The organism is Streptomyces sp. H39-S7, from assembly GCF_027158205.1.
Lineage (GTDB): Bacteria > Actinomycetota > Actinomycetes > Streptomycetales > Streptomycetaceae > Actinacidiphila.
Genome location: NZ_JAPVLU010000006.1, coordinates 68,640 through 92,064, shown reverse-complemented (window position 1 = coordinate 92,064; position 23,425 = coordinate 68,640). Strand labels below are relative to the sequence as shown.

At 73.1% G+C, this 23,425-nt stretch carries 21 protein-coding genes and 1 pseudogene; 19 read left to right on the top strand and 3 right to left on the bottom strand.

Features of this window, described 5'->3' with window-relative positions; translation table 11 throughout:
- Positions 1-5: 5 nt before the first annotated feature.
- The 9 genes from O3X23_RS07745 to O3X23_RS07705 all read left to right on the top strand — a co-directional run bounded on the left by O3X23_RS07745 (position 6) and on the right by O3X23_RS07705 (position 9,916).
- A complete protein-coding gene (locus O3X23_RS07745; RefSeq protein ID WP_269270446.1) occupies positions 6-365 on the top strand; it encodes a nucleotide pyrophosphohydrolase in 360 nt (119 codons plus the stop codon).
- Positions 366-482: 117 nt separating this feature from the next.
- A complete protein-coding gene (locus O3X23_RS07740; protein WP_269270445.1) occupies positions 483-929 on the top strand; it encodes a DUF6099 family protein in 447 nt (148 codons plus the stop codon).
- A 48-nt stretch (positions 930-977) separates the two neighbouring features.
- A complete protein-coding gene (locus O3X23_RS07735; RefSeq protein ID WP_269270444.1) occupies positions 978-1,901 on the top strand; it encodes an LLM class F420-dependent oxidoreductase in 924 nt (307 codons plus the stop codon).
- 66 nt (positions 1,902-1,967) lie between these two features.
- Positions 1,968-2,858 (top strand): homocysteine S-methyltransferase, encoded by an 891-nt coding sequence (gene mmuM, locus O3X23_RS07730; RefSeq protein WP_269270443.1) that lies wholly within the window; start codon positions 1,968-1,970, stop codon positions 2,856-2,858.
- 147 nt (positions 2,859-3,005) lie between these two features.
- A complete protein-coding gene (locus O3X23_RS07725) occupies positions 3,006-4,229 on the top strand; it encodes an arginine deiminase (protein WP_269270442.1) in 1,224 nt (407 codons plus the stop codon).
- Positions 4,230-4,326: 97 nt separating this feature from the next.
- Positions 4,327-5,325 carry an ornithine carbamoyltransferase gene (gene argF / locus O3X23_RS07720; protein ID WP_269270441.1) on the top strand — a complete coding sequence of 333 codons (999 nt, stop codon included), beginning with the start codon at positions 4,327-4,329 and terminating at the stop codon, positions 5,323-5,325.
- A 130-nt stretch (positions 5,326-5,455) separates the two neighbouring features.
- Complete coding sequence (locus O3X23_RS07715; RefSeq protein WP_269270440.1) at positions 5,456-6,283, top strand: enoyl-CoA hydratase family protein; 828 nt, start codon at positions 5,456-5,458, stop codon at positions 6,281-6,283.
- 2 nt (positions 6,284-6,285) lie between these two features.
- Positions 6,286-8,547 carry a bifunctional salicylyl-CoA 5-hydroxylase/oxidoreductase gene (locus O3X23_RS07710; protein ID WP_269270439.1) on the top strand — a complete coding sequence of 754 codons (2,262 nt, stop codon included), beginning with the start codon at positions 6,286-6,288 and terminating at the stop codon, positions 8,545-8,547.
- Positions 8,548-8,692: 145 nt separating this feature from the next.
- Entirely contained in the window at positions 8,693-9,916 is a 1,224-nt protein-coding gene (locus O3X23_RS07705) for a serine hydrolase domain-containing protein (RefSeq protein ID WP_269270438.1), read from the top strand.
- A 124-nt stretch (positions 9,917-10,040) separates the two neighbouring features.
- Here the strand turns inward: O3X23_RS07705 and O3X23_RS07700 are convergent.
- Together O3X23_RS07700 and O3X23_RS07695 are read right to left on the bottom strand one after the other, a co-directional pair.
- Positions 10,041-10,897, bottom strand: a pseudogene (locus O3X23_RS07700) (PaaX family transcriptional regulator).
- A gap of 4 nt (positions 10,898-10,901) precedes the next feature.
- Positions 10,902-12,515: an AMP-binding protein gene (locus O3X23_RS07695; protein ID WP_269270437.1), complete on the bottom strand. Its 1,614-nt coding sequence runs from the start codon at positions 12,513-12,515 to the stop codon at positions 10,902-10,904.
- A 97-nt stretch (positions 12,516-12,612) separates the two neighbouring features.
- On the opposite strand from O3X23_RS07695, the gene O3X23_RS07690 reads away from it, so the two are divergent.
- From O3X23_RS07690 to O3X23_RS07650, 9 genes are all read left to right on the top strand, one after another.
- Positions 12,613-13,728: an acyl-CoA dehydrogenase family protein gene (locus O3X23_RS07690; protein ID WP_269270436.1), complete on the top strand. Its 1,116-nt coding sequence runs from the start codon at positions 12,613-12,615 to the stop codon at positions 13,726-13,728.
- Entirely contained in the window at positions 13,725-14,123 is a 399-nt protein-coding gene (locus O3X23_RS07685; RefSeq protein ID WP_269270435.1) for a RidA family protein, read from the top strand. Before O3X23_RS07690 ends, O3X23_RS07685 begins: the two co-directional genes overlap by 4 nt.
- Before the next feature lie 64 nt (positions 14,124-14,187).
- Positions 14,188-15,372, top strand: a complete 1,185-nt coding sequence (locus O3X23_RS07680; RefSeq protein ID WP_269270434.1) for an NAD(P)/FAD-dependent oxidoreductase — start codon at positions 14,188-14,190, stop codon at positions 15,370-15,372.
- On the top strand, positions 15,362-15,676 hold the full coding sequence (locus tag O3X23_RS07675) for a (2Fe-2S)-binding protein (RefSeq protein ID WP_269270433.1): 315 nt from the start codon (positions 15,362-15,364) through the stop codon (positions 15,674-15,676). The genes O3X23_RS07680 and O3X23_RS07675 overlap by 11 nt, the downstream gene beginning before the upstream one ends.
- Positions 15,657-17,156: an FAD/NAD(P)-dependent oxidoreductase gene (locus O3X23_RS07670; RefSeq protein WP_269270432.1), complete on the top strand. Its 1,500-nt coding sequence runs from the start codon at positions 15,657-15,659 to the stop codon at positions 17,154-17,156. The genes O3X23_RS07675 and O3X23_RS07670 overlap by 20 nt, the downstream gene beginning before the upstream one ends.
- 122 nt (positions 17,157-17,278) lie before the next feature.
- The gene (locus O3X23_RS07665; RefSeq protein WP_269270563.1) at positions 17,279-18,142 is read left to right on the top strand and encodes a dihydrodipicolinate synthase family protein; all 864 of its coding nucleotides are present in this window, start codon (positions 17,279-17,281) and stop codon (positions 18,140-18,142) included.
- 68 nt (positions 18,143-18,210) lie between these two features.
- On the top strand, positions 18,211-19,212 hold the full coding sequence (locus O3X23_RS07660; RefSeq protein WP_269270431.1) for a proline racemase family protein: 1,002 nt from the start codon (positions 18,211-18,213) through the stop codon (positions 19,210-19,212).
- Positions 19,213-19,283: 71 nt separating this feature from the next.
- A complete protein-coding gene (locus O3X23_RS07655; protein ID WP_443047789.1) occupies positions 19,284-20,213 on the top strand; it encodes an ornithine cyclodeaminase family protein in 930 nt (309 codons plus the stop codon).
- A 41-nt stretch (positions 20,214-20,254) separates the two neighbouring features.
- Entirely contained in the window at positions 20,255-20,977 is a 723-nt protein-coding gene (locus O3X23_RS07650; protein ID WP_269270430.1) for a GntR family transcriptional regulator, read from the top strand.
- Between the two features lie 33 nt (positions 20,978-21,010).
- Here the strand turns inward: O3X23_RS07650 and O3X23_RS07645 are convergent, their stop codons facing one another.
- Positions 21,011-22,396, bottom strand: a complete 1,386-nt coding sequence (locus O3X23_RS07645; protein WP_269270429.1) for an aminopeptidase P family protein — start codon at positions 22,394-22,396, stop codon at positions 21,011-21,013.
- Positions 22,397-22,567: 171 nt separating this feature from the next.
- On the opposite strand from O3X23_RS07645, the gene O3X23_RS07640 reads away from it, so the two are divergent.
- Positions 22,568-23,410, top strand: a complete 843-nt coding sequence (locus O3X23_RS07640) for an alpha/beta fold hydrolase (protein WP_269270428.1) — start codon at positions 22,568-22,570, stop codon at positions 23,408-23,410.
- Positions 23,411-23,425: the final 15 nt, after the last annotated feature.

The window sequence follows — 23,425 nt, the reverse complement described above, 5'->3', positions numbered from 1 at the left end:
TGCGGATGAGCGAGGATCTGCAGGCGCTGCAGGCCCGTCTGGTCGCCTTCGCGGCGGCCAGGCGCTGGCAGCAGTATCACGTACCCAAGAACCTGGCCGCGGCGTTGAGCGTCGAGGCGTCCGAACTGCTGGAGATCTTCCAGTGGATGACCCCGGAGGAGGCGGGCCGGGTGATGGAGGACGCCGGGACCGCGCACCGGGTCCAGGACGAGGTGGCGGATGTCCTGGCGTATCTGCTGCAGTTCTGCCACGTGCTGGACATCGACGTGCTGCAGGCGCTCTCGGCCAAGATCGACCGCAATGAAGCGCGTTTCCCGGTGCCGGCGGAGGACGAGGGGCCGGGAAGTCTGCATCCGACCGGGTGATCGCGATGCCGACGACCGGCGGGTTATCCACAGGCTCGAGACCCCCCTTTCGCTCATCGTCTGCGACCGTCACTCTGAGTAGTGGAACGGTAGCTCGCGGCGGTGGGGGAGTAGATCATGGACGCGGTACGGCTCATCCTGGCCACCCGGCACGCGCTCGAACAGGCGTGGCGGGTGGAGGACCTGATCACGGAGGCGTGGCAGGCGCAGGCGCTCGCTGAGGCGGTGGGTGGACATCTCGCCGTCCACGGGCCGCCGGAGTTGCGGGCCGCCGGGCTCTCGGGGTGCGAGCCGGGTGGGCCGGCCTGCGGGCCGGGCGGGCTCTCGGCACCTCCGGGGACCCGGTCGGAACCCGTCCGGGCGGCGATACTCACCGGCGTGCGGGAGCCGGCCCGCGCCCTGACGGAGATACGGGACCTGCTGTCGGAGCTGGGCACCACCCTCGCGGGGGTGGCCTGCTCCGCGGAGGAGGAGGCGGTGTACTGGCAGTGCATCGACGCGCTGGACGCCGCCGAGGAGTCCAAGGACCGCGTCTGCGCGCTGCTCGGCGCGCTCGACCCGTGAAGCGGGGTCCGGTTTCGCCGTGGTGGTCCGACGGGGAGGATGGGCGCCATGGATCTTCGTATTTTCACCGAACCCCAGCAGGGCGCCACCTACGACACCCTCCTCACGGTTGCCAAGGCCACCGAGGACCTCGGATTCGACGCCTTCTACCGCTCGGACCACTACGTGAGCATGGGTGGCGGAGACGGCCTGCCGGGACCGACGGACGCCTGGATCACCTTGGCGGGGCTGGCTCGCGAGACCCGCCGCATCAGGCTCGGCACCCTGATGACGGCCGGCACCTTCCGGCTGCCGGGCGTCCTCGCCATCCAGGTCGCCCAGGTGGACCAGATGTCCGGCGGACGCGTCGAGCTGGGACTGGGTGCGGGCTGGTACGAGAGGGAGCACACCGCTTACGGCATCCCGTTCCCGAAGGAGAAGTTCGGCCGGCTGGAGGAACAGTTGGCGATCGTGACCGGTCTGTGGGCCACTCCGGCCGGTGAGACCTTCGACTACGACGGGAAGTACTACCAGCTCAAGGAGTCGCCCGCGCTGCCCAAGCCGGTGCAGGCGAAGATCCCGGTGCTCATCGGCGGGCACGGTGCCAAGCGGACCCCGGCCCTGGCGGCCCGCTACGCGGACGAGTTCAACATCCCGTTCGCGTCCGTCGAGGACAGCAGGCGCCAGTTCGGCCGGGTGCGCGAGGCGGCCGAGGTGGAGGGGCGCAAGAAGGAGGAACTGGTGTACTCCAACGCCCTGGTCGTCTGCGTCGGCAGGAACGACGCCGAGGTGGCGCGCCGTGCCGCGGCCATCGGCCGGGAGGTCGACGAGCTGAAGGCCAACGGGCTGGCCGGCTCGCCGGCCGAAGTGATCGACAGGATCGGCCAGTACGCCGCGACCGGCTCGACCCGCTTCTACCTCCAGATGCTCGACCTGGGCGATCTCGACCACCTGGAACTGATCTCCGCCGAGGTCCGGTCCCAGCTGACCTGACGCCTGATCCACCGCACCGCACCAGACCGCACCGGAACCCCGGTGCCGAGGCAAGGAGCCACCGCCATGCTGCCCGACCTGACCGAGGGCACCCCGCTCGTCCTGGACGGCGGGCTGTCCAACCAACTCGCCGCCCAGGGCTGTGACCTGTCCGACGCGCTCTGGTCGGCCCGGCTGCTCGCCGACGCGCCCGAGCAGATCGAGGCGGCGCACGCGGCCTACGTCCGGGCCGGTGCGCGGGTGCTCATCACCTCCAGCTACCAGGCGACGTACGAGGGCTTCGCCCGCCGGGGAACCCGCCGGGAGGAGGCGTCGGCCCTGCTGCGGCGCAGTGTCGAGCTGGCGCGGAGCGCCGCGGGCGGGCGGAATGACGTGCTGGTGGCGGCGTCCGTCGGTCCGTACGGGGCGATGCTGGCGGACGGCAGCGAGTACCGGGGGCGGTACGGGCTGAGCGTGCGGGAACTGGAGCGCTTCCACCGGCCGCGGATCGAGACACTGGCCGCGGCCGCGCCCGATCTGCTCGCCCTCGAGACGGTGCCGGACGTGGACGAGGCGGAGGCGCTGCTGAGCGCGGTCGAGGGGATCGGCGTGCCGGTCTGGCTCTCGTTCAGCATCGACGGCGACCGGACCCGTGCCGGGCAGCCGCTGGAGGAGGCCTTCGCGCTGGTCGCCGGGCGGGACGAGGTGGTGGCGGTCGGCGTCAACTGCTGCGCCCCGCGGGACGCGGACCGGGCGGTGGCGCTTGCCGCGGAGGTGTCCGGCAAGCCCGTCGTGGTGTATCCGAACAGCGGCGAGGAGTGGGACGCGCAGGCTCGGAGGTGGACGGGCGAGGTGACGTTCGAGGCGTCCCGGGTCCGGGACTGGCGGTCCGCGGGCGCCCGGCTGATCGGCGGCTGCTGCCGGGTCGGTCCCGACCAGATCGCGGCGCTGGCGGAGGTGGTGCGCCAGGAGGCGTGACACCCCCGCCGGACACGTGCCCGGCGATTGCCGAGAACCAGCAGGACCACCGGTCCTGCGACCGTAGATTGCGCCCCACGCGTCCATCGCGCACCGGGGCGGGCAGGGGGTGTGCGATGCGCCTGAGAGAGGGGAAGGACTGTGTCCATGGGCTTTCACGTGGATTCCGAGGCCGGGCGGCTGCGCCGCGTCATCCTCCATCGACCGGACCTTGAACTGAAGCGGCTCACGCCGTCCAACAAGGACGCGCTGCTCTTCGACGACCTGTTGTGGGTGCGCCGGGCGCGTGCGGAGCACGACGGCTTCGCGGACGTGCTGCGCGACCGAGGGGTCGAGGTCCACCTCTTCGGCGATCTGCTCAGGGAGGCGCTGGCGGTGCCGGAGGCGCGGGCCCTGGTGCTGGACCGGGTCTTCGACGAGAAGGAGTACGGGCCGCTGGCCACCGACCACCTGCGCGCGTCGTTCGACGAGCTCCCCGTCGCGGACCTGGTCGAGGCGCTGGTGGGCGGGATGACCAAACGGGAGTTCCTCGAGCGGTTCGCCGAACCGGTCTCGGTGCTCTTCCACGCCATGAGCCTGGACGACTTCCTGCTCAACCCGCTGCCGAACCACATCTTCACCCGGGACACCTCCGCCTGGGTCTACGACGGGGTCAGCATCAACGCGATGCGCTGGCCGGCCCGGCAGCGCGAGACCGTGCACTTCGAGGCGATCTACCGGCACCATCCGCTGTTCGCCGGCGGCGGCTTCCACGTCTGGTCGGAGGGGCAGGCGGCGTATCCGTCGACGATAGAGGGCGGCGACGTCCTGGTGATCGGCAATGGGGCGGTGCTCATCGGGATGAGCGAGAGAACCACGCCGCAGGCGGTGGAGATGCTGGCGCAGGGCCTGTTCGCGGCGGGTTCCGCGCGCACGATCGTGGCGCTGGACATGCCGAAGAAGCGGGCCTTCATGCACCTCGACACCGTGATGACCATGGTGGACGGCGACACCTTCACCACGTACGCCGGGCTGGGGATGCTGCGTTCCTACTCGATCGAGCCCGGCGCGGGGGACCGGGACCTGAAGGTGACCGATCATCCGGCGGAGCACATGAACCGGGCGATCGCGGCGGCGCTCGGCCTGGACGACATCCAGGTGCTGACCGCGACCCAGGATGTGCACTCGGCGGAGCGCGAGCAGTGGGACGACGGGTGCAATGTGCTCGCCGTCGAGCCGGGAGTGGTGGTGGCCTACGAGCGGAACGTCACGACCAACACCTTCCTGCGCAAGCGCGGTATCGAGGTGATCGAGATTCCGGGGAGCGAGCTGGGCCGGGGGCGCGGTGGCCCGCGCTGTATGAGCTGTCCCATCGAACGTGAGGCGGTGTAGGGGCCCGGACGGGGGGCGGGGAAACAGATCTGTATAAACATGTCATTGATCGTATAGACTTCCAGGGTCCTCCCCCCGCCGTTACCTAGGAGTCCCCATGGCCATCGACCTCAAGGGCCGTCACTTCCTCAAGGAGCTGGATTTCAGCCCCGAGGAGTTCCGTCACCTGGTGGAGCTGGCGGCGCGGCTGAAGGCGGCCAAGCGGGCGGGGACCGAGGTCCGGCGGCTGGCCGGCAAGAACATCGCACTGGTCTTCGAGAAGACCTCCACCAGGACTCGCTGCTCGTTCGAGGTCGCGGCCGCCGATCAGGGCGCCAGTACCACCTACCTCGACCCCTCCGGCTCGCAGATCGGGCACAAGGAGTCGGTCAAGGACACCGCGCGGGTGCTCGGGCGGATGTTCGACGGCATCGAGTACCGGGGCGCCGGACAGGAGATCGTCGAGGAGCTGGCGCAGTACGCGGGCGTGCCGGTCTGGAACGGCCTCACCGACGAGTGGCACCCGACGCAGATGCTCGCCGACGTCCTCACCATGGCCGAGCACACCGACAAGCCGCTGGGCGAGACCGCCTACGCGTACCTCGGCGACGCCCGCTACAACATGGGCAACTCGCTGCTCGTCACCGGCGCGCTGCTCGGTATGGACGTGCGGATCGTCGCGCCCCGGCACCTGTGGCCGGAGGAGTCGGTGGTCGCCGAGGCCCGCCGGCTCGCGGAGCGCACCGGAGCGCGCGTCACGCTGACCGAGGACGTCGCCGAGGGCGTGCGCGGGGTGGACTACCTCCACACCGACGTCTGGGTGTCGATGGGGGAGCCCAAGGAGGTGTGGGACGAGCGGATCGCCCTGCTCGGCCCGTACGCGGTGACCATGGACGTGCTGCGCGCCACCGGCAACGCCGACGTCAAGTTCCTGCACTGCCTGCCGGCCTTCCACGACCTCGGGACGAAGATCGGCCAGGAGATCTACGAGCGGCACGGCCTGACCTCGCTCGAAGTCACCGACGAGGTCTTCGAGTCGGCGCACTCGGTCGTCTTCGACCAGGCGGAGAACCGGATGCACACCATCAAGGCGATCCTGGTGGCCACGCTGGCCTGAGCGCCGACCTCGCACGGTGGTCCCGCGGTTGTCTCGCGGTTATCTCGTACTCGTGACGGCAGTCACGGATGAGTGATAACTTCGCTCTGCGGGCGTCCGCACCCCCTCCCCCCGCCAAGGAGGACGTGCCTTGAGTCCCTATCCGAGCTCAGCGAGCCCCACCGGCCAGTGGAAACACCTGCGGGTGGAGCGCGCCGGTGGCGTCGTCACCGTCACCTTCGACCGTCCCGACAAGCTGAACGCCCTCACCTTCGGCTCCTACGCCGACCTGCGCGACCTGCTCGCCGAGTTGGCGCACGACGGGGAGACGCGGGTGCTGGTGCTGGCCGGCGCCGGCCGCGGGTTCTGCTCCGGCGGCGACGTGGACGAGATCATCGGCGCCACCCTCGCCATGGGCGCGGGCGAACTGCTCGGCTTCAACCGGATGACGGGCCAGGTCGTCCGAGCGATCCGCGAGGCGCCGTTCCCCGTCATCGCCGCCGTGCACGGGATCGCGGCGGGCGCCGGCGCGGTGCTCGCCCTGGCCGCCGACTTCCGGATCGTCGAGGCGTCGGCCCGGTTCGCGTTCCTCTTCACCAGGGTCGGGCTCGCGGGAGCCGACATGGGGGCCGCGTACCTCCTGCCCCGCATGGTCGGACTCGGCCACGCCACCCGGCTGCTGATGCTCGGCGAGACGGTCGGCGCCGCCGAGGCGGAGCGCATCGGGCTGGTCAGCCAGCTCGCGGCGGACGGAGAGGCCGACGCCGTGGCCCGCGCACTGGCCGAACGGCTGGCCGCCGGCCCCGCGCTCGCCTACCAGCAGACCAAGGCGCTGCTCACCGCCGAACTCGACATGCCGCTGGCGGCCGCCGTCGAGATGGACGCCGCCGCCCAGGCGCTGCTCATGACCAGCGCCGACTACGCCGAGTTCCACGCCGCGTTCACCGCGAAACGCCCGCCCCGCTGGGAGGGGCGCTAGCCATGCGGATCGCGGTCATCGGCGGCGGCCCCGGCGGCCTGTACGCGGCCGCCCTGCTCAAGCGGCTCGACCCGACGCGCGACATCACCGTCTGGGAACGCGGCGCCCCCGACGACACCTTCGGCTTCGGCGTCGTCCTGTCCGACGAGACCCTCGGCGGCATCGAGCACGCCGACCCGGTCGTCTTCCGCGCCCTGCAGGCGGAGTTCACCCGCTGGGACGACATCGACGTGCACTTCCGCGGCGAGGTGGTCACCTCCGGAGGCCACGGCTTCGCCGCGCTCGACCGCCGCAGGCTGCTGACGATCCTGCACCAGCGCTGCCGCGACCTCGGCGTCGGACTGCGGTTGCGCACGACCGCCCCCACCGCCGCGGAGCTCGCCGCGAGCCACGACCTCGTCATCGCCGCGGACGGCGCCAACAGCGCGACCCGCGCCGCGCACGCGGACGTCTTCCGGCCGCGGCTGACCGGCCACCGCTGCCGCTACATCTGGCTCGGCACCGACCTGCCCCTGAACGCCTTCCGCTTCGAGATCGCCGAGACCGAGTACGGCGTCATGCAGGGGCACGCGTACCCCTACCGCGACGGCGCCGCCACGTTCATCGTCGAGATGCGGGAGGACGTCTGGCTGCGCGCGGGGTTCGACCGGCTCGAGGAGGCGGAGTCGATCGCCCGCTGCGAGAAGCTCTTCGCGGGCTGCCTGGAAGGCCACACGCTGACCGGCAACCGCTCGCGCTGGGGCGCGTTCACGACCGTCGTCAACGAGCGGTGGTCGCACGAGCGGACCGTGCTGCTCGGCGACGCCGCCCACACCGCGCACTTCTCCATCGGCTCCGGCACCAAGCTCGCCATGGAGGACGCGCTCGCGCTCGCCGCCTGCCTGCAGGAGCGGCCGGACGTGCCGTCCGCGCTGACGGCGTACGAGACCGAGCGCAGGCCCGTCGTCGAGAGCACCCAGCGCGCGGCCCGTGCCAGCCTCGAATGGTTCGAGCAGGTCGCGCAGTACACCGGGCAGCCGCCGCTGCAGTTCGCCTTCAACCTCCTCACCCGCAGCCGCCGTGTCACCCACGACAACCTGCGGCTGCGCGACCGCGGCTTCACCGACGCCGTGGAACGGGACTTCGGCAGCGAGCCGGCCACCCCGCCGATGTTCACCCCCTTCCGGATCGGCGGCCTGACCCTGCGCAACCGCGTCGTCGTCTCGCCGATGGACATGTACTCGGCCGTGGACGGCACGCCCGGCGACTTCCACCTCGTGCACCTGGGCGCGCGGGCCCTCGGCGGCGCGGGCCTCGTCATGACCGAGATGGTGTGCGTCAGCCCGCAGGGCCGCATCACCCCCGGCTGCGCCGGCCTGTACACCGACGAGCACGAGACGGCCTGGCGGCGCGTCACCGACTTCGCCCACGCGCGGTCGTCCGCCGCGATCGGCCTCCAGCTTGGCCACAGCGGGCGCAAGGGCTCCACCCGCCTCATGTGGGAGGGCATCGACGAGCCGCTCCCGGACGGGAACTGGCCGCTCGTCGCCCCCTCCCCGCTCTCCTACCGGCCGGGCGTCAACCAGGTGCCGGCCGAGCTCGACGCGGCCGGGCTCGCCGCCGTCCGCGAGCAGTTCACGCGGGCCGCGGCGCGCGGCGCCCGCGCGGGCTTCGACCTGCTGGAACTGCACTGCGCCCACGGCTACCTGCTCGCGTCCTTCCTCTCCCCGCTCACCAACCACCGCACCGACGCCTACGGCGGCGACCTCGACGGGCGGCTCCGCTACCCGCTGGAGGTCTTCGACGCGGTCCGGGCCGTCTGGCCGCGGGACCGCCCGATGACCGTCCGCATCTCCGCCACGGACTGGGCGCCGGGCGGCACCACCGAGGACGACGCCGTCGCCGTCGCCCGCGCCTTCGCCGCCCACGGGGCCGACGCCATCGACGTCTCGACCGGCCAGGTCGTCGCCGACGAGCGTCCCGCGTACGGACGCTCGTACCAGACGCCGTACGCCGACCGTATCCGCAACGAACTCGGCGTCCCCGTCATCGCCGTCGGAGCGATCTCCTCGTGGGACGACGTCAACTCGCTCCTGCTGGCCGGCCGCACCGACCTGTGCGCGCTGGCCCGCCCCCACCTCTACGACCCGAACTGGACCCTGCACGCCGCCGCCGAACAGGAGTACTGCGGCCCGGCCGCGACCTGGCCGCAGCAGTACGCGGCGGGCAGCCGACGCCCTCCGACCGGCCGCACGGACGCCCCGAAGCCCCGGCTGACGCTCTAGGCCGGCCCAGGCGTGCCGAACACGAGGGGCCGGGGCCGTCCGGGTGGATTTGCCGCGCGGTGACGGTGGGTGCCGGGCCGGAACCGGGGCGATGGGTGATCTTGGCCTCGCAAGATCCCTCCACTCCTGGAAGAGGCATCCCGTCATGCGTCGTGCCCCCACCCGCCGACTCGTCACCGCCCTCCTCGCCCTCTCCACGCTGGTCCCCCTCACCCTGGCCTCGTCCGCGGCCCAGGCCGCCCCGCCGAGGGCCACGTTCACCGCCGTCGACCCGCATGCCGACCCGCACGCCGACGACTGCCCGCCCCATGGACTGGATCCCGCGCTCGTGGCCCGCCTCAACAAGGCGATCGAGGCCACCCGCAAGGAGGCCGGCGTCCCCGGCGTGACCGTCGGTCTGTGGATGCCCGGCAAGGGCAGCTACATCCGGTCGACGGGGATCGCCGAAAAGGGCACCCGCGCGCCGATGAAGCCCGACCTCAACATGCGCATCGGCAGCGAGACCAAGACCTTCACCGCCACCGCCGTCCTGGAACTGGTCGACCGGGGGCTGGTCGGGCTGGACAAGCCGATCGCCGCCTACCTCCACGGCGTACCCGACGGCCGGCACATCACCGTCCGCCAGTTGCTGGAGATGCGCAGCGGCCTGTTCTCGTACAGCGCCGACGCGGACTTCGTCCACACCCTGCTCAGCGACCCGACCCGCCCGTTCACCCCGCAGGAGCTGCTGGACTACGCCTTCCGCCACCCGAACGTCTTCGCCCCGGGCGCGGAGTTCCAGTACTCCAACACCAACTACATCCTGCTCGGTCTGCTGGTGGAGAAGATCGGCAGGATGCCGCTCGCCGACTTCATCCACGAGCACGTCACCAAGCCGGCCCACATGGAGCACACGCTGTTCCCGAAGGGCGCCGAGTTCCCGTCGCCGCACGCGCACGGGTACACGAACCAGACCCTGACCGGTGCGATCGCCGACACGACGAACTGGAACCCCAGCTGGGGCTGGGCGGCCGGCGCGATGATCTCCGACCTGCACGACCTGCGCAAGTGGGCCAAGGTCGTCGCCACCGGCACGCTGCTCTCCCGGGCCACCCAGGCGGAGCGGGAGAAGTTCATCCCGGTACCGAACTTCGACGGCGCCGGGTACGGGCTGGGCCTGTTCACCACCCACGGCTGGATCGGGCACAACGGCTCGCTGCCGGGCTACGAGAGCGTGACGATGTACCTGCCGGAGCAGAAGGCCACCATGGTGATCCTGCTCAACACCGACATCCTGCACGACGGCTTCGAGCCGAGCACCCTCATCGCCAAGGCCGTCACGTCCATCGTCACCCCGAAGAACGTCTACGAGCTGCCGGCCGAGGGGTGACCCCGGCGGACCGACCGTAGCCACGACCGAGCGCGGTACCCGGCCTTCGCGACCGGGTGCCGCGCTCGGCCGCGAACGTCACCCGTCGAGCCCGTCGAGCCCGTCGAGCACGTCACCCGTTCGTTCAGGCGGGCCCGGGCGCCGCCCGGACGAAGGCCGCGCCCGCTTCGTGCAGGCGCTGGTGCAGCTCGGTGAAGACCTGCGAGGCGCGGGCGCCCGGCCAGTCGGGCGGGAGCAGGGCGGCGGGGAGGCCCGGGTCGGCGTAGGGGAGGTGGCGCCAGGAGTCGAGGGCGCGCAGGTAGTCGGGAAAGGCCTCGCGCGCGGGGACGTCCGGACGGCCGGACCAGCGGTCGAGCACCGGCTCCTGGGCGTCGAGGAAGGTGCGGTGGAGGCCGGCTATGGCGTCCAGGTCCCACCAGCGGCGGACGGCGGTGGCGGTGGGTTCGAAGCCCCGGTGCGTGCCGTGGAAGAGGTCCACGTAGGGGTCGAGTTCGAGGCGGCGCAGGGTGTGGCGGGCCTCTTCCCCGACGTGCGCCGGCGCTATCCAGACGCCGGGCGCGGCGCTGCCGAAGCCGAGCCGGGCCAGCCGGGAGCGCAGCAGGTGCCGCTTGTGGCGCTCGGTCTCGGGGACGGAGAAGACGGCGAGCACCCAGGAGCCGTCGGCATCCTCGTCGGCGGGCCCGGGGCCGCCGTAGATACGGCGGTCGCCGTCGGCGAGGAGCTGGCGGGCGTCGTCGGAGAGCGCGTACGCCAGACGTCCTCCCGCATCTCGACGATGAACGTGGCGCCGCCGACGCGGTCGGGGACCAGCAGCTCGCGCCGCTTGAGCCGGGAGACGGCGGAGCGGACCGACTGCGGGTCGACGTCCACCGCGCCCATCAGCCGGATGAGGGCGGCGACCGGTACCCGGCCGTCCATCTCCGCGCGTCCGTAGGCGCCGAAGAAGGTCACGATCAGCGAACTGGGGGTGTGCTCGGTCACCTGATCATTTTAGGTCGCGCAGCCGGAAGCGCTGCAGCTTCCCGGTGGGGGTGCGGGGCAGGGCGTCCAGGAAGACGATGTCGCGCGGGCACTTGTAGGGCACGATCACGCCCTTGGCGAAGTCCCGGAGCACCCCGACCGTCTCCGCGCCGCGCGGTACGCCGTCGCGCAGGACGACGTAGGCCCGGACGATCTGACCGCGCTCCTCGTCCTCGACGCCGATGACGGCCGCCTCGCTGACGTCCGGATGGCGCAGCAGCGCCTCCTCGACCTCCGGCCCCGCGATGTTGTAGCCCGCCGAGATGATCATGTTGTCGGCGCGGGCGACGTAGCGGAAGTAGCCGTCGGGTTCGCGGACGTAGGTGTCGCCGGTGAGGTTCCAGCCGTCCCGCACGTACACGGTCTGGCGCTCGTCGGCGAGGTAGCGGCAGCCGGTCGGGCCGCGCACCGCGAGCAGCCCCGGTTCGCCGTCGGGGAGCGGCTCCCCGGCGGTGTCGACGATCCGCGCCCGGTAGCCGGGCACCGGCAGGCCGGTGGTGCCGGGGCGGATGGCGTCGTCGGCGGCGGAGATGAAGATGTGCAGCAGTTCGGTGGCGCCGATGCCGTTGATGATGCGCAGGCCCGTGCGGTCGTACCAGGCCTGCCAGGTGGCGGCGGGCAGGTTCTCGCCCGCCGACACGCACCGCCGCAGCGACGAGACGTTGAACGGAGCACCGTCGCCCTGGAGGTGTCCGAGCATCGCCCGGTACGCCGTCGGCGCCGTGAACAGCACGCTCACCCGGTGCCGGGCGACGGCCGCCAGCAACTGTTCGGGTCCGGCCTGCTCCAGCAGCACGCTGGAGGCCCCGACGCGCATCGGGAAGATCACCAGCCCGCCGAGGCCGAAGGTGAAGCCGAGCGGCGGGCTGCCCGCGAAGACGTCGTCGGCGCACGGACGCAGCACCTCGGCGGAGAACGTGTCGGCGATGGCCATTACATCGCGGTGGAAGTGCATACAGCCCTTGGGGCGGCCGGTGGTCCCCGAGGTGAAGGCGATGAGCGCGACGTCGTCGGACGAGGTGGCGACGTCGGGGAAGCGGTCCGGCTTGCCGGCCGCCCGCCGCAGCAGGTCCTCGGGCGCCTCGCCGCCGTAGGTGGTGACGCGCAGGCCGGGGATCTCGGCCTTGGCCAGGTCGTCCACCGACCGCAGGTCGCACAGCGCGTGCCGGACGGCCGCGATGTCGCAGATCGTCGCGAGCTCTCCGGCACGCTGCGCGGCCAGGACGGTCACGGCCACCGCGCCCGCCTTGAGCACCGCGAACCAGCAGGCCACCAGCCAGGGGGTGGTCGGCCCGCGCAGCAGGACCCGGTTGCCGGGCCGCACCCCGAGGTCGTCGGCCAGCACGTGCGCGATGCGGCCGGCGGCGGCGTTCAGATCGCCGTAGGACCAGACCTCGCCGCCGGGGGTGCGCAGGCACGGGGTGTCGGGGCTGCCGCCGGCCAGCAGTTCGGCCGCGCAGTTGAGCCGGTCGGGGTAGTGCAGCGCGGGCAGCTCGAAGGCGAGTTCCGGCCACTGGTCACGTGGCGGGAGGTGGTCGCGCGCGAAGGTGTCCACGTGGGCGGAGGGCAGCAGGTCCATGGCGGTACCGCCTTCGTTGGCACCTGAGAGCGGACGAATTCAGCGTAACGTGTTGCTGACGACAGTCAACGGTACGCGATACCGCTTGGAGGCGCCGATGCCCTCGTTCGCTCTCGACCCGGAACAACTGAAGTGGTGCGCCGAGGTCCGCTCGCTGGCGGCGAGCCGGCTGCGGCCGCTGGCCGAGGCGGGCGAACCCGGCCGGGTCAACCGCCCGTTGCTCGCGGAACTGGGCGAACTCGGCCTGTTGGCGCGAGTCTTCCCGCCCGGTGGCCGCGTCTCGGCGATGGACCTGTGCCTGCTGCGGGAGTCGCTGGCCCGCGAGTGCACCGAGGCCGAGACCGCCCTCGCCCTGCAGGGCCTCGGCGCGCACCCGGTGCTGCACAGCGCGGAGCTGGCCGCCCGCTGGATCCCGGAGGTCGTGGCGGGCCGGGCGGTCGCCGCCTTCGCGCTGACCGAGCCCGCCGCCGGCTCCGACGCGGCGGCGCTGGAGCTGGCCGCCGAGCCGGACGGGTCGGGATGGCGGCTGACCGGCGAGAAGTGCTGGATCTCCAACGCCCCGCAGGCCGACTTCTACACGGTCTTCGCCCGCACCACGCCGGGCGCGGGGTCGCGCGGGGTGACGGCGTTCCTTGTCCCCGCCGACCGGCCGGGGCTCTCCGGCGAGCACCTGGACATGCTCTCCCCGCACCCGATCGGACGGCTCGCCTTCGACGGCGTTCCGATCGGCGCCGGCGATCTGCTGGGGGAGCCCGGCCGGGGCTTCCGCGTCGCGATGGACACCCTGAACCTGTTCCGGCCCAGCGTCGGCGCGTTCGCCGTCGGTATGGCGCAGGCCGCGCTCGACGCCGCCACCGAGCACGCGGGCGGGCGCACCGCCTTCGGCGGGCCGCTGAAGGACCTGCAGGCCGTGTCCCACGCGCTCGCCGAGACGGCGACCCGCACCGAGGCCGCGCGGCTGCTCGTCTACGCCGCCGCGGAGGCGTACGACAGCGGGGCGCCCGACATCGCGAAGCGGTCGGCGATGGCGAAGCTGTACGCGACGGAGACGGCGCAGTTCGCGGTGGACCGGGCGGTCCAGATCCACGGGGCCCGCGCTCTGGAGCGCGGACACCTGCTCGAGCACCTCTACCGCGAAGTGCGGGCGCCGCGTATCTATGAAGGGGCCACCGAGGTCCAGCGCACCATCATCGCGAAGGAGCTGTACCGATGAGCCTGCGGCGCATCAACCCGGGCGAGCTGTCGCCGCCCACCGGCTTCAGCCACGCCGTCACCGCGACCGGCCGCACGATGGTCTTCCTGGCCGGCCAGACCGCACTCGACCCGGCGGGCAAGGTCGTCGGCGACACGCTGCCCGCGCAGTTCGAGGTGGCGCTCGGCAACCTGCTGGCGGCGCTGGCCGCCGCGGGCGGCGGTCCGGCCGACCTCGCCCGGATCACCGTGCACACCACCGACGTCGCCGCCTACCGGGAGCACGCCCCCGAACTCGGGCGGCTGTGGCGGGCGTTGGCCGGCCGCGACTACCCGGCGATGGCGGTCGTCGGGGTAGTCCGGCTCTGGGACGAGGAGGCGATGGTGGAACTCGACGGGATCGCCGTCCTGTCGTGAACACCGCGCTCGTGCGTGCGGGTGATCCCTTGGCAGCGCCTAAGCCATGTGACATATTACTGTCGTGCCCACGAGACACTCGCTGGACGTCGTCATCGTCGGGGCCGGGGTGGTCGGCGCGGCCTGCGCCTACTACGCCTCCCGGTCCGGACTGTCCGTCGCCGTGGTCGACCGCGGCTCCGTCGCGGGCGGCACCACGGGCGCCGGTGAAGGCAATCTGCTGGTCTCCGACAAGGAGCCCGGCGCTGAACTCGACCTCGCGCTGCTGTCCACCAGGCTCTGGCGCGAGCTCGCCGACGACCTCCCACCGGAGATCGAGTTCGAGTCGAAGGGGGGCCTCGTCGTAGCGTCCGACGAGGCCCGCCTGGACGCCCTCAGCACCTTCGCGGCCCGCCAGTCGGCGGCCGGCGTCACCGTGGCGCGGATCCCGGGGGACCGGCTGCACGACGTCGAACCCCACCTGGCGCCCGGCCTCGCCGGCGCCTTCCACTACCCGCAGGACGCCCAGGTCCAGCCCGCCCTCGCCGCCGCCCACCTGCTGCGCGCCGCCCGGCGCGACGGCGCGCTGCTGCGCCTCGGCGAGGAGGTCACCGCGATCCTGACCGGCCCCGGTGGCATCGTCCGAGGCGTGTGCACGAACCGCGGCGAGCTGCGGGCACCCGCCGTGGTCAACGCGGCCGGGACCTGGGGCGGCGAACTCGCCGCGCTGGCGGGGGTGGAACTGCCGGTCATGCCCCGGCGCGGCTTCGTCCTCGTCACGGAACCACTGCCCCGGCTCGTCCGGCACAAGGTCTACGCCGCCGACTACGTCGCCGACGTGGCCAGCGGCTCCGCGGCCCTGCAGACCTCGCCCGTGGTCGAGGGCACGCCCTCCGGGCCGGTGCTCATCGGGGCGAGCCGGGAGCGGGTGGGCTTCAACAGGACGCTGCGGGTCGAGGTGCTGCGCCGGCTCGCGGCCGGTGCGGCCGCGCTCTTCCCGGTGCTGGCCGGGGTCCGGGTGATGCGCGCCTACCACGGCTTCCGGCCCTACCTGCCGGACCATCTGCCCGCGATCGGGCCCGATCCGCGCGCTCCCGGCCTCTTCCACGCCTGCGGCCACGAGGGCGCCGGTATCGGACTCGCCCCGGCGACCGGGCTGCTGGTCGCCGCCGCGATCCGGGGCGAGCGGCCCGCGCTGGACCTGGCACCGTTCCGGCCCGACCGCTTTTTCGGCGCGACGGATCCGAAAGGACCACACGATGGCGCGTGACCCCGTCGAGCTGGCCGGGGCCACCCCCGGGCCGTCGTTCGAGATCAGGATGGACGGCCGCGCCGTGTCCGCGCTGCCGGGCCAGACCGTCGCCGCGGCGCTGTGGTCGGCGGGCATCCTCGCCTGGCGCACGACCCGGGTGAACGGCCGCCCACGCGGCGCCTTCTGCGGCATCGGCTCCTGCTACGACTGCCTCGCCACCGTCAACGGCGTGCCCAACCAGCGGGCCTGCCTGGTTCCGGCGCGCCCCGGCGACCTCGTCACCACCCAGGAGGGCCACGGCCGTGCCGACCTCGCCGTCTGAGCCTCCCGAACCTGCCGCGTACGACCTCGCGGTCATCGGGGCCGGCCCCGCCGGGCTCGCCGCCGCCGTGACCGCGGCCGACCTCGGACTGAGCGTCGCCCTGCTCGACGCGGCGGCCGCCCCCGGCGGCCAGTACTACCGCCACCCCGCGCCCGAACTGGGCGCCGCGCGCCCCGAGGCGCTGCACCACGGCTGGGCCGCCTTCGCCGCGCTGCGGCGACGGCTCGACGCGCACACCGCGACGGGCGGGGTCCGCCACCTCACCCGCCACCACGTCTGGACCGTGGAACCCACCGGCCCGGCGGTGTGGACGGCGCACGCCGTCACCGGTCCCGACGGGCCGGAACAGGGCCGGGCGGCCGTGACGTCACGCGCGGTGCTGCTGGCCACCGGCTCCTACGAGCGCCAGCTGCCGTTCCCCGGCTGGACGCTGCCCGGGGTGGTCGGGGCGGGCGGTGCCCAGGCGATGCTCAAGTCCGGCCTGGTGCTGCCCGGCCGGCGCATCGTCGTCGCGGGCAGCGGTCCGCTGCTGCTGGCGGTCGCCGGCTCGCTGGCCGCCGCGGGCGCCGAGGTGGCCGCCGTCGTCGAGGCGGCCGCCTACGGCGCGTACGCCAGGAGTCCCCGGTCGCTGGCCGCCAACCCCGGCAAGCTCCTCGAAGGCGCGGTCCACGGCGCGGCCCTGCTGCGCCACGGCCTGCGCCCGCGCACCCGCAGCGCGGTGACGGAGGCGCACGGCACCGACCGGGTCGAGGCCGTGACCGTCTCCCGGCTGGACCGCGACTGGCGCCCGGTGCCGGGCACCGGCCGGCGGATCGCCTGCGACGCGCTCGCGGTGGGCCATGGCCTGGTGCCGCAACTGGAACTGGCCACCGGACTCGGCTGCGCCACCCGCCGCACCCCCGACGGCACGCACGCGCTCGCCCTCGACGACCACCAGCGGACATCGGTGCCCGGCGTCTGGGCGGCCGGCGAGACCGGGGGAGTGGGCGGCGCGCAACTCGCGCTCGCCGAGGGAGAACTGGCGGCCCTGGCCGTCGCGGCCGCCTCGCGTTCCGCGGTACGCCCCGACGCCCGGCGGGCCGGCGCGCTGCGCCGTGCCCGGACGCGGCTGCGGGCCTTCGCGGCGGTCATGGCCGCCGCCCACCGGCCGGGTCCCGGCTGGCCGGACTGGCTGGGCGACGACACCGACGTGTGCCGCTGCGAGGAGGTCTCGGCGGGCGAGGTCCGTGCGGCGGTCGGCGATCTCGGCGCCCGCGACGCCCGTACCGTCAAGCTGTTCACCCGCGCGGGGATGGGCTGGTGCCAGGGCCGGATGTGCGGCCCCGCGGTCGACTGCCTGGCAGGCGCCGGCACCGATGCCGAAGCGGTTGGCGAAGCGGTCGCGAGCGCCGGAGCGGGCCCGGACCGGCGCCCGCTCTCCTGTCCCGTCCCGCTGGCCGCCCTGCTGGAACCGGCCGCCCGGCCCCCGGAGGAACCGTAGGACTCCCGCCGGCGCGCCCCTTGTGGTGGCCCTGTAGCGCACAGTAAAATGTCACACCTCACTAAGGGAGAACCACCGTGACCGCGAACCCCCCGCCCCGCGACCAGCCCTGGCACGGCATCATGGTCGCCACCGCCCTCCCCTTCCACGACGACCTGCGCGTGGACCACGACGCCTACGCCGAGCACGTCGCCTGGCTCATCGGGTCCGGCTGCGACGGTGTCGTGCCCAACGGCTCCCTGGGTGAGTACCAGACCCTCACCGACGACGAGCGGGCCCACGTGGTCCGCACCGCCGTCGAGGCGGCGGGCGACGGGGACCGCGTCATGCCCGGCGTCGCCGCCTACGGCAGTGCCGAGGCCCGCCGTTGGGCCGAACAGGCCGCAGAGGCCGGCGCCGGGTCCGTCCTGCTGCTGCCGCCCAACGCCTACCGCGCCGACGAGCGGGCGGTGCGCGCGCACTACGCCGAGGTGGCCAGGGCCGGGCTGCCGGTCGTCGCCTACAACAACCCGTACGACACCAAGGTCGACCTCACCCCGCACCTGCTCGCCGAGCTCTACAACGAGGGCAGCATCGTCGCGGTCAAGGAGTTCACCGGCGATGTCCGCCGGGCCTACGAGATCGCCGAACTCGCCCCCGGACTCGACGTGCTGGTCGGCGCCGACGACGTCCTGCTCGAACTCGGCATCGCGGGCGCCGTCGGCTGGATCGCGGGCTACCCCAACGCGTTCCCCGAGGCCTGCGTGACCCTGTACCGGGCGGCGCTCACCGGCGACCTCGACACCGCCGTGCCGCTCTACCGCGCGCTGCACCCGCTGCTGCGCTGGGACTCCAAGCCCGAGTTCGTCCAGGCCATCAAGGTGTCGATGGACCTCGTCGGCCGGCCCGGCGGCCCGGTCCGGCCGCCGCGCTTCGCGCTCCCGGCCGACATCGAGACCGCCGTACGCGCCGCGACCGAGAAGGCGATGGCCGAAGGCCTCGGCTGACCCACCAGAACACCCACGAGAACACCCACGAGAACACCGACGAGAACGCCTACGAGAAGGAGGACCCCTTGCGCAGCCGGAACAGCTACCACGCCGTCGACTCGCACACCGAGGGCATGCCGACCCGCGTCATCACCGGCGGCGTGGGCGTCATCCCCGGCGCCACGATGGCCGAGCGCCGGCTGTACTTCATGGAGCACCACGACCGGGTGCGCACGCTGCTGATGTACGAGCCGCGCGGGCACGCGTCGATGAGCGGCGCGATCCTGCAGCCGCCGACCCGCCCCGACGCGGATTACGGGGTGCTGTACATCGAGGTCTCCGGTTACCTGCCGATGTGCGGGCACGGCACCATCGGCGTCGCCACCGTCCTCGTCGAGACCGGGATGGTGCCGGTCACCGAACCGGTCACCACCGTCCGGCTGGACACCCCCGCCGGGCTCGTCACCGTCGACGTCCAGGTCCAGGACGGGCAGGCCACCGCCGTCACCCTCCGGAACGTCCCGGCGTTCTCGGCCGGGCTGGACCTCAAGGTGGACGTGCCCGGCCACGGGACGCTCACCTACGACCTCGCCTACGGGGGCAACTTCTACGCGATGCTGCCGCTGGCCGACCTCGGACTGCCCTTCGACCGCGAGCGCAAGAACGACCTCCTCGCCGCCGGGCTGGCCGTCATGGAGGCCATCAACGCGGCGGACCGGCCGGTGCACCCCGAGGACCCGGACATCAACGGCGTCAAACACGTCCAGCTGATCGCCCCCGGCTCCGACGCCCGGCTGTCCCGGCACGCGATGGCCATCCACCCCGGCTGGTTCGACCGCTCGCCGTGCGGCACCGGCACCTCGGCGCGCATGGCGCAGCTGCACGCGCGCGGCGAACTCCCGCTGCACACGGACTTCGTCAACGAGTCCTTCATCGGCACGTCCTTCACCGGCCGGCTCGTCGAGGAGACCACGGTCGGCGGGCTCCCGGCCGTGGTGCCCACCGTGACCGGCCGCGCCTGGATCACCGGCACCGCCCAGTACTTCCTCGACCCGTCCGACCCCTTCCCCGGCGGGTTCCTGCTCTGATCGCCCCCGGCGGGTACGGTCGGGCGCAGGGGGCACTGAGCCGACGACCTTCCGGGAACGGGACCACCGCTGTGACGCTGCTCCACCTCGACGCCGCCGCCATCGGGCGGCTCCTCGGGCCCGCCGACGCGGCGGACGCCGTCGAGGCCGCCCTGCTCGGCGGGCTCGACCCGGAGAGCGGGCCGCCGCGCACCGGCGTCCCCGTTCCGGCCGGCGAGCTGCTGCTGATGCCCGCCGCCACCGACGACTTCGCCGGCGTGAAGATCGCCGGGGTGGCGCCGGGCAATCCGGCCCGCGGACTGCCCAGGATCACCGGCAGCTACCTCCTCCTCGACGGCGGCACCCTGGAGCCGGTCGCGCTGCTCGACGGACCCGCCCTCACTTCGCTGCGCACCCCGGCGGTGTCCGCCGTCGCGATCCGCCGCCTCGCCGTGCCCGACGCCTCGCACCTCGTACTGTTCGGCGCCGGACCGCAGGCGTACGGGCACCTGGCGGCGGCGCTCGCGGTGCGGCCGCTGACCCGGCTCACCGTGGTCGCCCGCAGGCCCGAGCCCGCGCGGGCACTGGCGGCCCACGCGCGCACGCTCGGAGTGGACGCCGTCATCGGCGGTCCCGAGGCGGTGGCCGGCGCCGACCTGGTGATCTGCTGCACCACCGCCCGCACCCCGCTCTTCGACGGGCGCACCGTCGCGGGGCACACGACCGTGATCGCCGTCGGCTCGCACGAGCCGACGGCCCGCGAGACCGACACCGCGCTGGTGACCCGGGCCACCGTCGTCGTCGAGGCGCGGTCGGCCGCGCTGCGCGAGGCGGGGGACATCCTGGTCCCGATCGCGGAGGGCGCCTACCGGCCGGAAGAGCTCGCGGGCACTCTCGCCGACCTCGTCGCGGGCCGGCTGCGTCCCGAAGCGGGCCGTCCGCGCCTCTTCAAGGGGACCGGCATGGCGTGGCAGGACCTCGCGGTGGCCGCCGCAGTCTTCCGGGTCTCGAAAGCAACGTGACATTGTACGCTGGAGCTCCGCGGGATGACGGAGGAACAGCGATGGGCGACCTGAAGCAGCGCAACCTGATCACGGCGCAGGAGCGGCTGCGCGATCAGGTGGGCCACGCCCTGCGGGCCGCGCTCATCGCCGGTGAACTGCGCCCCGGCGTCGTCTACTCGGCGCCCGCCCTCGCCGCGGACTTCGGCATCTCCGCGACGCCGGTGCGGGAGGCGATGCTCGACCTGGCGCGTGAGGGCCTGGTCGAACCGGTGCGCAACAAGGGGTTCCGCGTCACCGAGATGAACGAGCGCGACCTCGACCAGTACACCGAGATCCGCGCCCTCATCGAGGTCCCCACGGTCGGCCGGGTCACCCGCACCGCCACTCCCGAGCAGTTGGAGGAACTGCGGCCGGTCGCCGAGGAGATCGTGGCCGCCGCCCGGGCGCACGATCTCATCGGCTACCTGGAGGCCGACCGCCGCTTCCACCTCACCCTCCTCGGACTGGCCGGCAACGAGCGGCTGGTCGAGGCCGTCGGCGACCTCCGCAAGCGGTCGCGGCTGTACGGGCTGACGCGGCTGGACGAGCGCGGCGAGCTGGTGTCGTCGGCCGAGGAGCACCTCGAGCTGCTCGACCTGATGATCACCGGCGACGCCGAGGCGGCCGAGGAGTGCATGGCCCGCCACCTCGGGCATGTGCGGTCGCTGTGGGCGGTGGGCAAGGAGGAGTCGCCCGCGGCTCAGCCGGAACCGGTGCTGAAGCGCAAGCTCGGCAGGGCGTAAGCCGGCAGCCTTGCGGGGCTACCGGCCGGCCACTCAGCCGAGCAGTTTGCCCATCCACGCCTCGATGCCCGCCACATCACGCGGCAGCGCCCCCGACATCAGCCGGGCTCCGTCGGGCGTGATCACCAGGTCGTCCTCGATCCGGATGCCGATGCCGCGCAGCTCCAGCGGCAGTGTCTCGTCGTCGGGTTGGAGGTACAGGCCCGGTTCGACGGTGAGGACGTGGCCCTCCTCCAGGACCCCGTCGAGATAGGTCTCGGCGCGGGCCTGGGCGCAGTCGTGGACGTCCAGGCCGAGCATGTGGCCGCTGCCGCACAGCGTGTAGCGGCGGTAGAGGCCGCTGTCCTCGGCCAGCGCCTCGTCGGCGGAGACGCGCAGCACACCCCAGTCGGCGAGCCCTTCGGCGATGACGCGCATCGCGGCCAGGTGGAAGTCCCGGAAGCGGGCGCCGGGTTCGAGCGCCGCGATGCCGGCGCTCTGCGCGGCCAGCACCAGCTCGTACAGCTGCCGTTGGACGGGGGAGAAGGTGCCGGACAGCGGCAGGGTGCGGGTGACGTCGGCGGTGTAGAGGGTGTCGGTCTCCACGCCCGCGTCGAGCAGCAGCAGTTCGGCGGGGTCGAGCGGGCCGTCGTTGCGGGTCCAGTGCAGGACGCAGGCGTGCGCGCCGGAGGCGGCGATGGTGTCGTACCCGGTGCCGTTGCCCTCGGCGCGGGCGCGCCGGTCGAACGTCCCCGCGATCCAGCGTTCGCCGCGCGCGTGCCGCAGGGCGCGCGGCAGGGACCGTACGGCGTCCTCGAAGCCGGTGACCGTGTGGTCCACGGCCTCTTGCAGCTGGCCGACCTCCCACGCGTCCTTCACCAGCCGCAACTCCGAGAGCACGCTCGCGAGTTCGGCGTCCGTGGCGGCGTCGCGGCCCGGCGGCAGCGCGCCGAAGCCGTCCAGGTGCTCGCACCGGAGGCCGGTCATCCGCTCGGCCTCCGCGAGGTCGGGGCGGCGCCCGACCCAGAACTCCCCGTAGCGGCGGTCGCGGTAGAACCCGGGCTCGCTGCGCGGTGAGCGCGGCCGCAGGTACAGCACGGCCTCGTGCCCCGAGGGGCCGTCCGGTTCCAGGACCAGGACGTTGCCCGGCTGGTCCTCGCCGGTCAGGCCGGTGAGCCAGGCGTACGCGCTGTGCGGGCGGAAGCGGTGGTCGTCGTCGTTGGAGCGGACCTTGAGCTGCCCGGCGGGGACGACGAGCCGTTCGCCGGGGAAGCGCGCGGAGAGCCGGTCACGGCGGGCCGGGGTGAGGTGCGAGGCGGGGACGCGGGTGCCGGCCGGCAGTGGGGAGGCGGCCCAGCCGGTGCCCATGAAGGCGTCCAACGCCGGTGAGGTGGGCAGGTCATGACTTCCCGTATGCGGTCGGGCGGGGGTTCCGTTCATCGAAGAGCTCCTTCGGACACCGGTCGGCCAGTGGTGGCAAACTCATCCATCAGTGCAATTTCACATTACTATGTTACAGGTCGCATCCTGGAGCGCACCGGGCCTCCTGTGGGCTCGGCAGGGGCGCGATACGGTCGATCGGATCGGTTGCCGACCCGCTTGGGGGATCACGTGTCCGAGATCGAACTCACCGCCGGGACCATCGACTTCGAGGACACCGGGGGGCCGGGACCGGTCGTGGTCCTGCTGCACGGGCTCGGGCAGAACGGGTCGGTGTGGAAGCGGGTCGTCGACGATCTGCGGGCCGACCACCGCTGCGTGATCCCCGACCTGCCGACCGGCGGCCACGTTCGTCCGATGCGGCCGGAGGCCGAGCTGTCACTGCGCTCGGTGGCCCTGCTGGTCGGGGAGTTCCTGGAGCGGCTGGGGCTGGACGGGGTGACGCTGGTCGAGAACGACTCCGGTCACGCCCAGGTACTGGCCGGTGAACGGCCGGAGCGGATCGGCCGGCTGGTCATCACCTCCGGCGAGGCGTTCGAGAACTACCCGCCGGGAGCCGGCGGCAAGATGCTGACCGCCGTGAGCCGCGTCCCCGGCGGCGTGTACGTGCTCGCCCACCTGATGAACCTGCGGGCGCTGCGCGGGCTGCCGATCGGGTTCCGTCCGATGTCCGTGCACGGCGTGCCGCACGAGATGCTCGACGACTGGCTCCGGCCGCTGCTCGCCGACCGGGCGATCCGGGCCGACCTGCGGCGCTACCTCCGCAGCGCCCGCAAGGGCGCCATGCTCGAAGCGGCCGAACGTCTGAAGAAGTTCGACCGGCCCGCGCTGGTCGTGTGGGCCGAGGACGACCGGATGATGCCCCGGGCCCACGGCCGCCGGCTCGCGGACCTGCTGCCGCAGGGCCGGCTCGTCGAGATCCCGGACTGCCGCACCCTCATCCCGGTGGACCAGCCGGCGGCCCTCGCGGCGGCACTGCGCGGGTTCATCGCCGCCGAGGCTTCCGGGAACTGACGGCCGGAGCGTTCC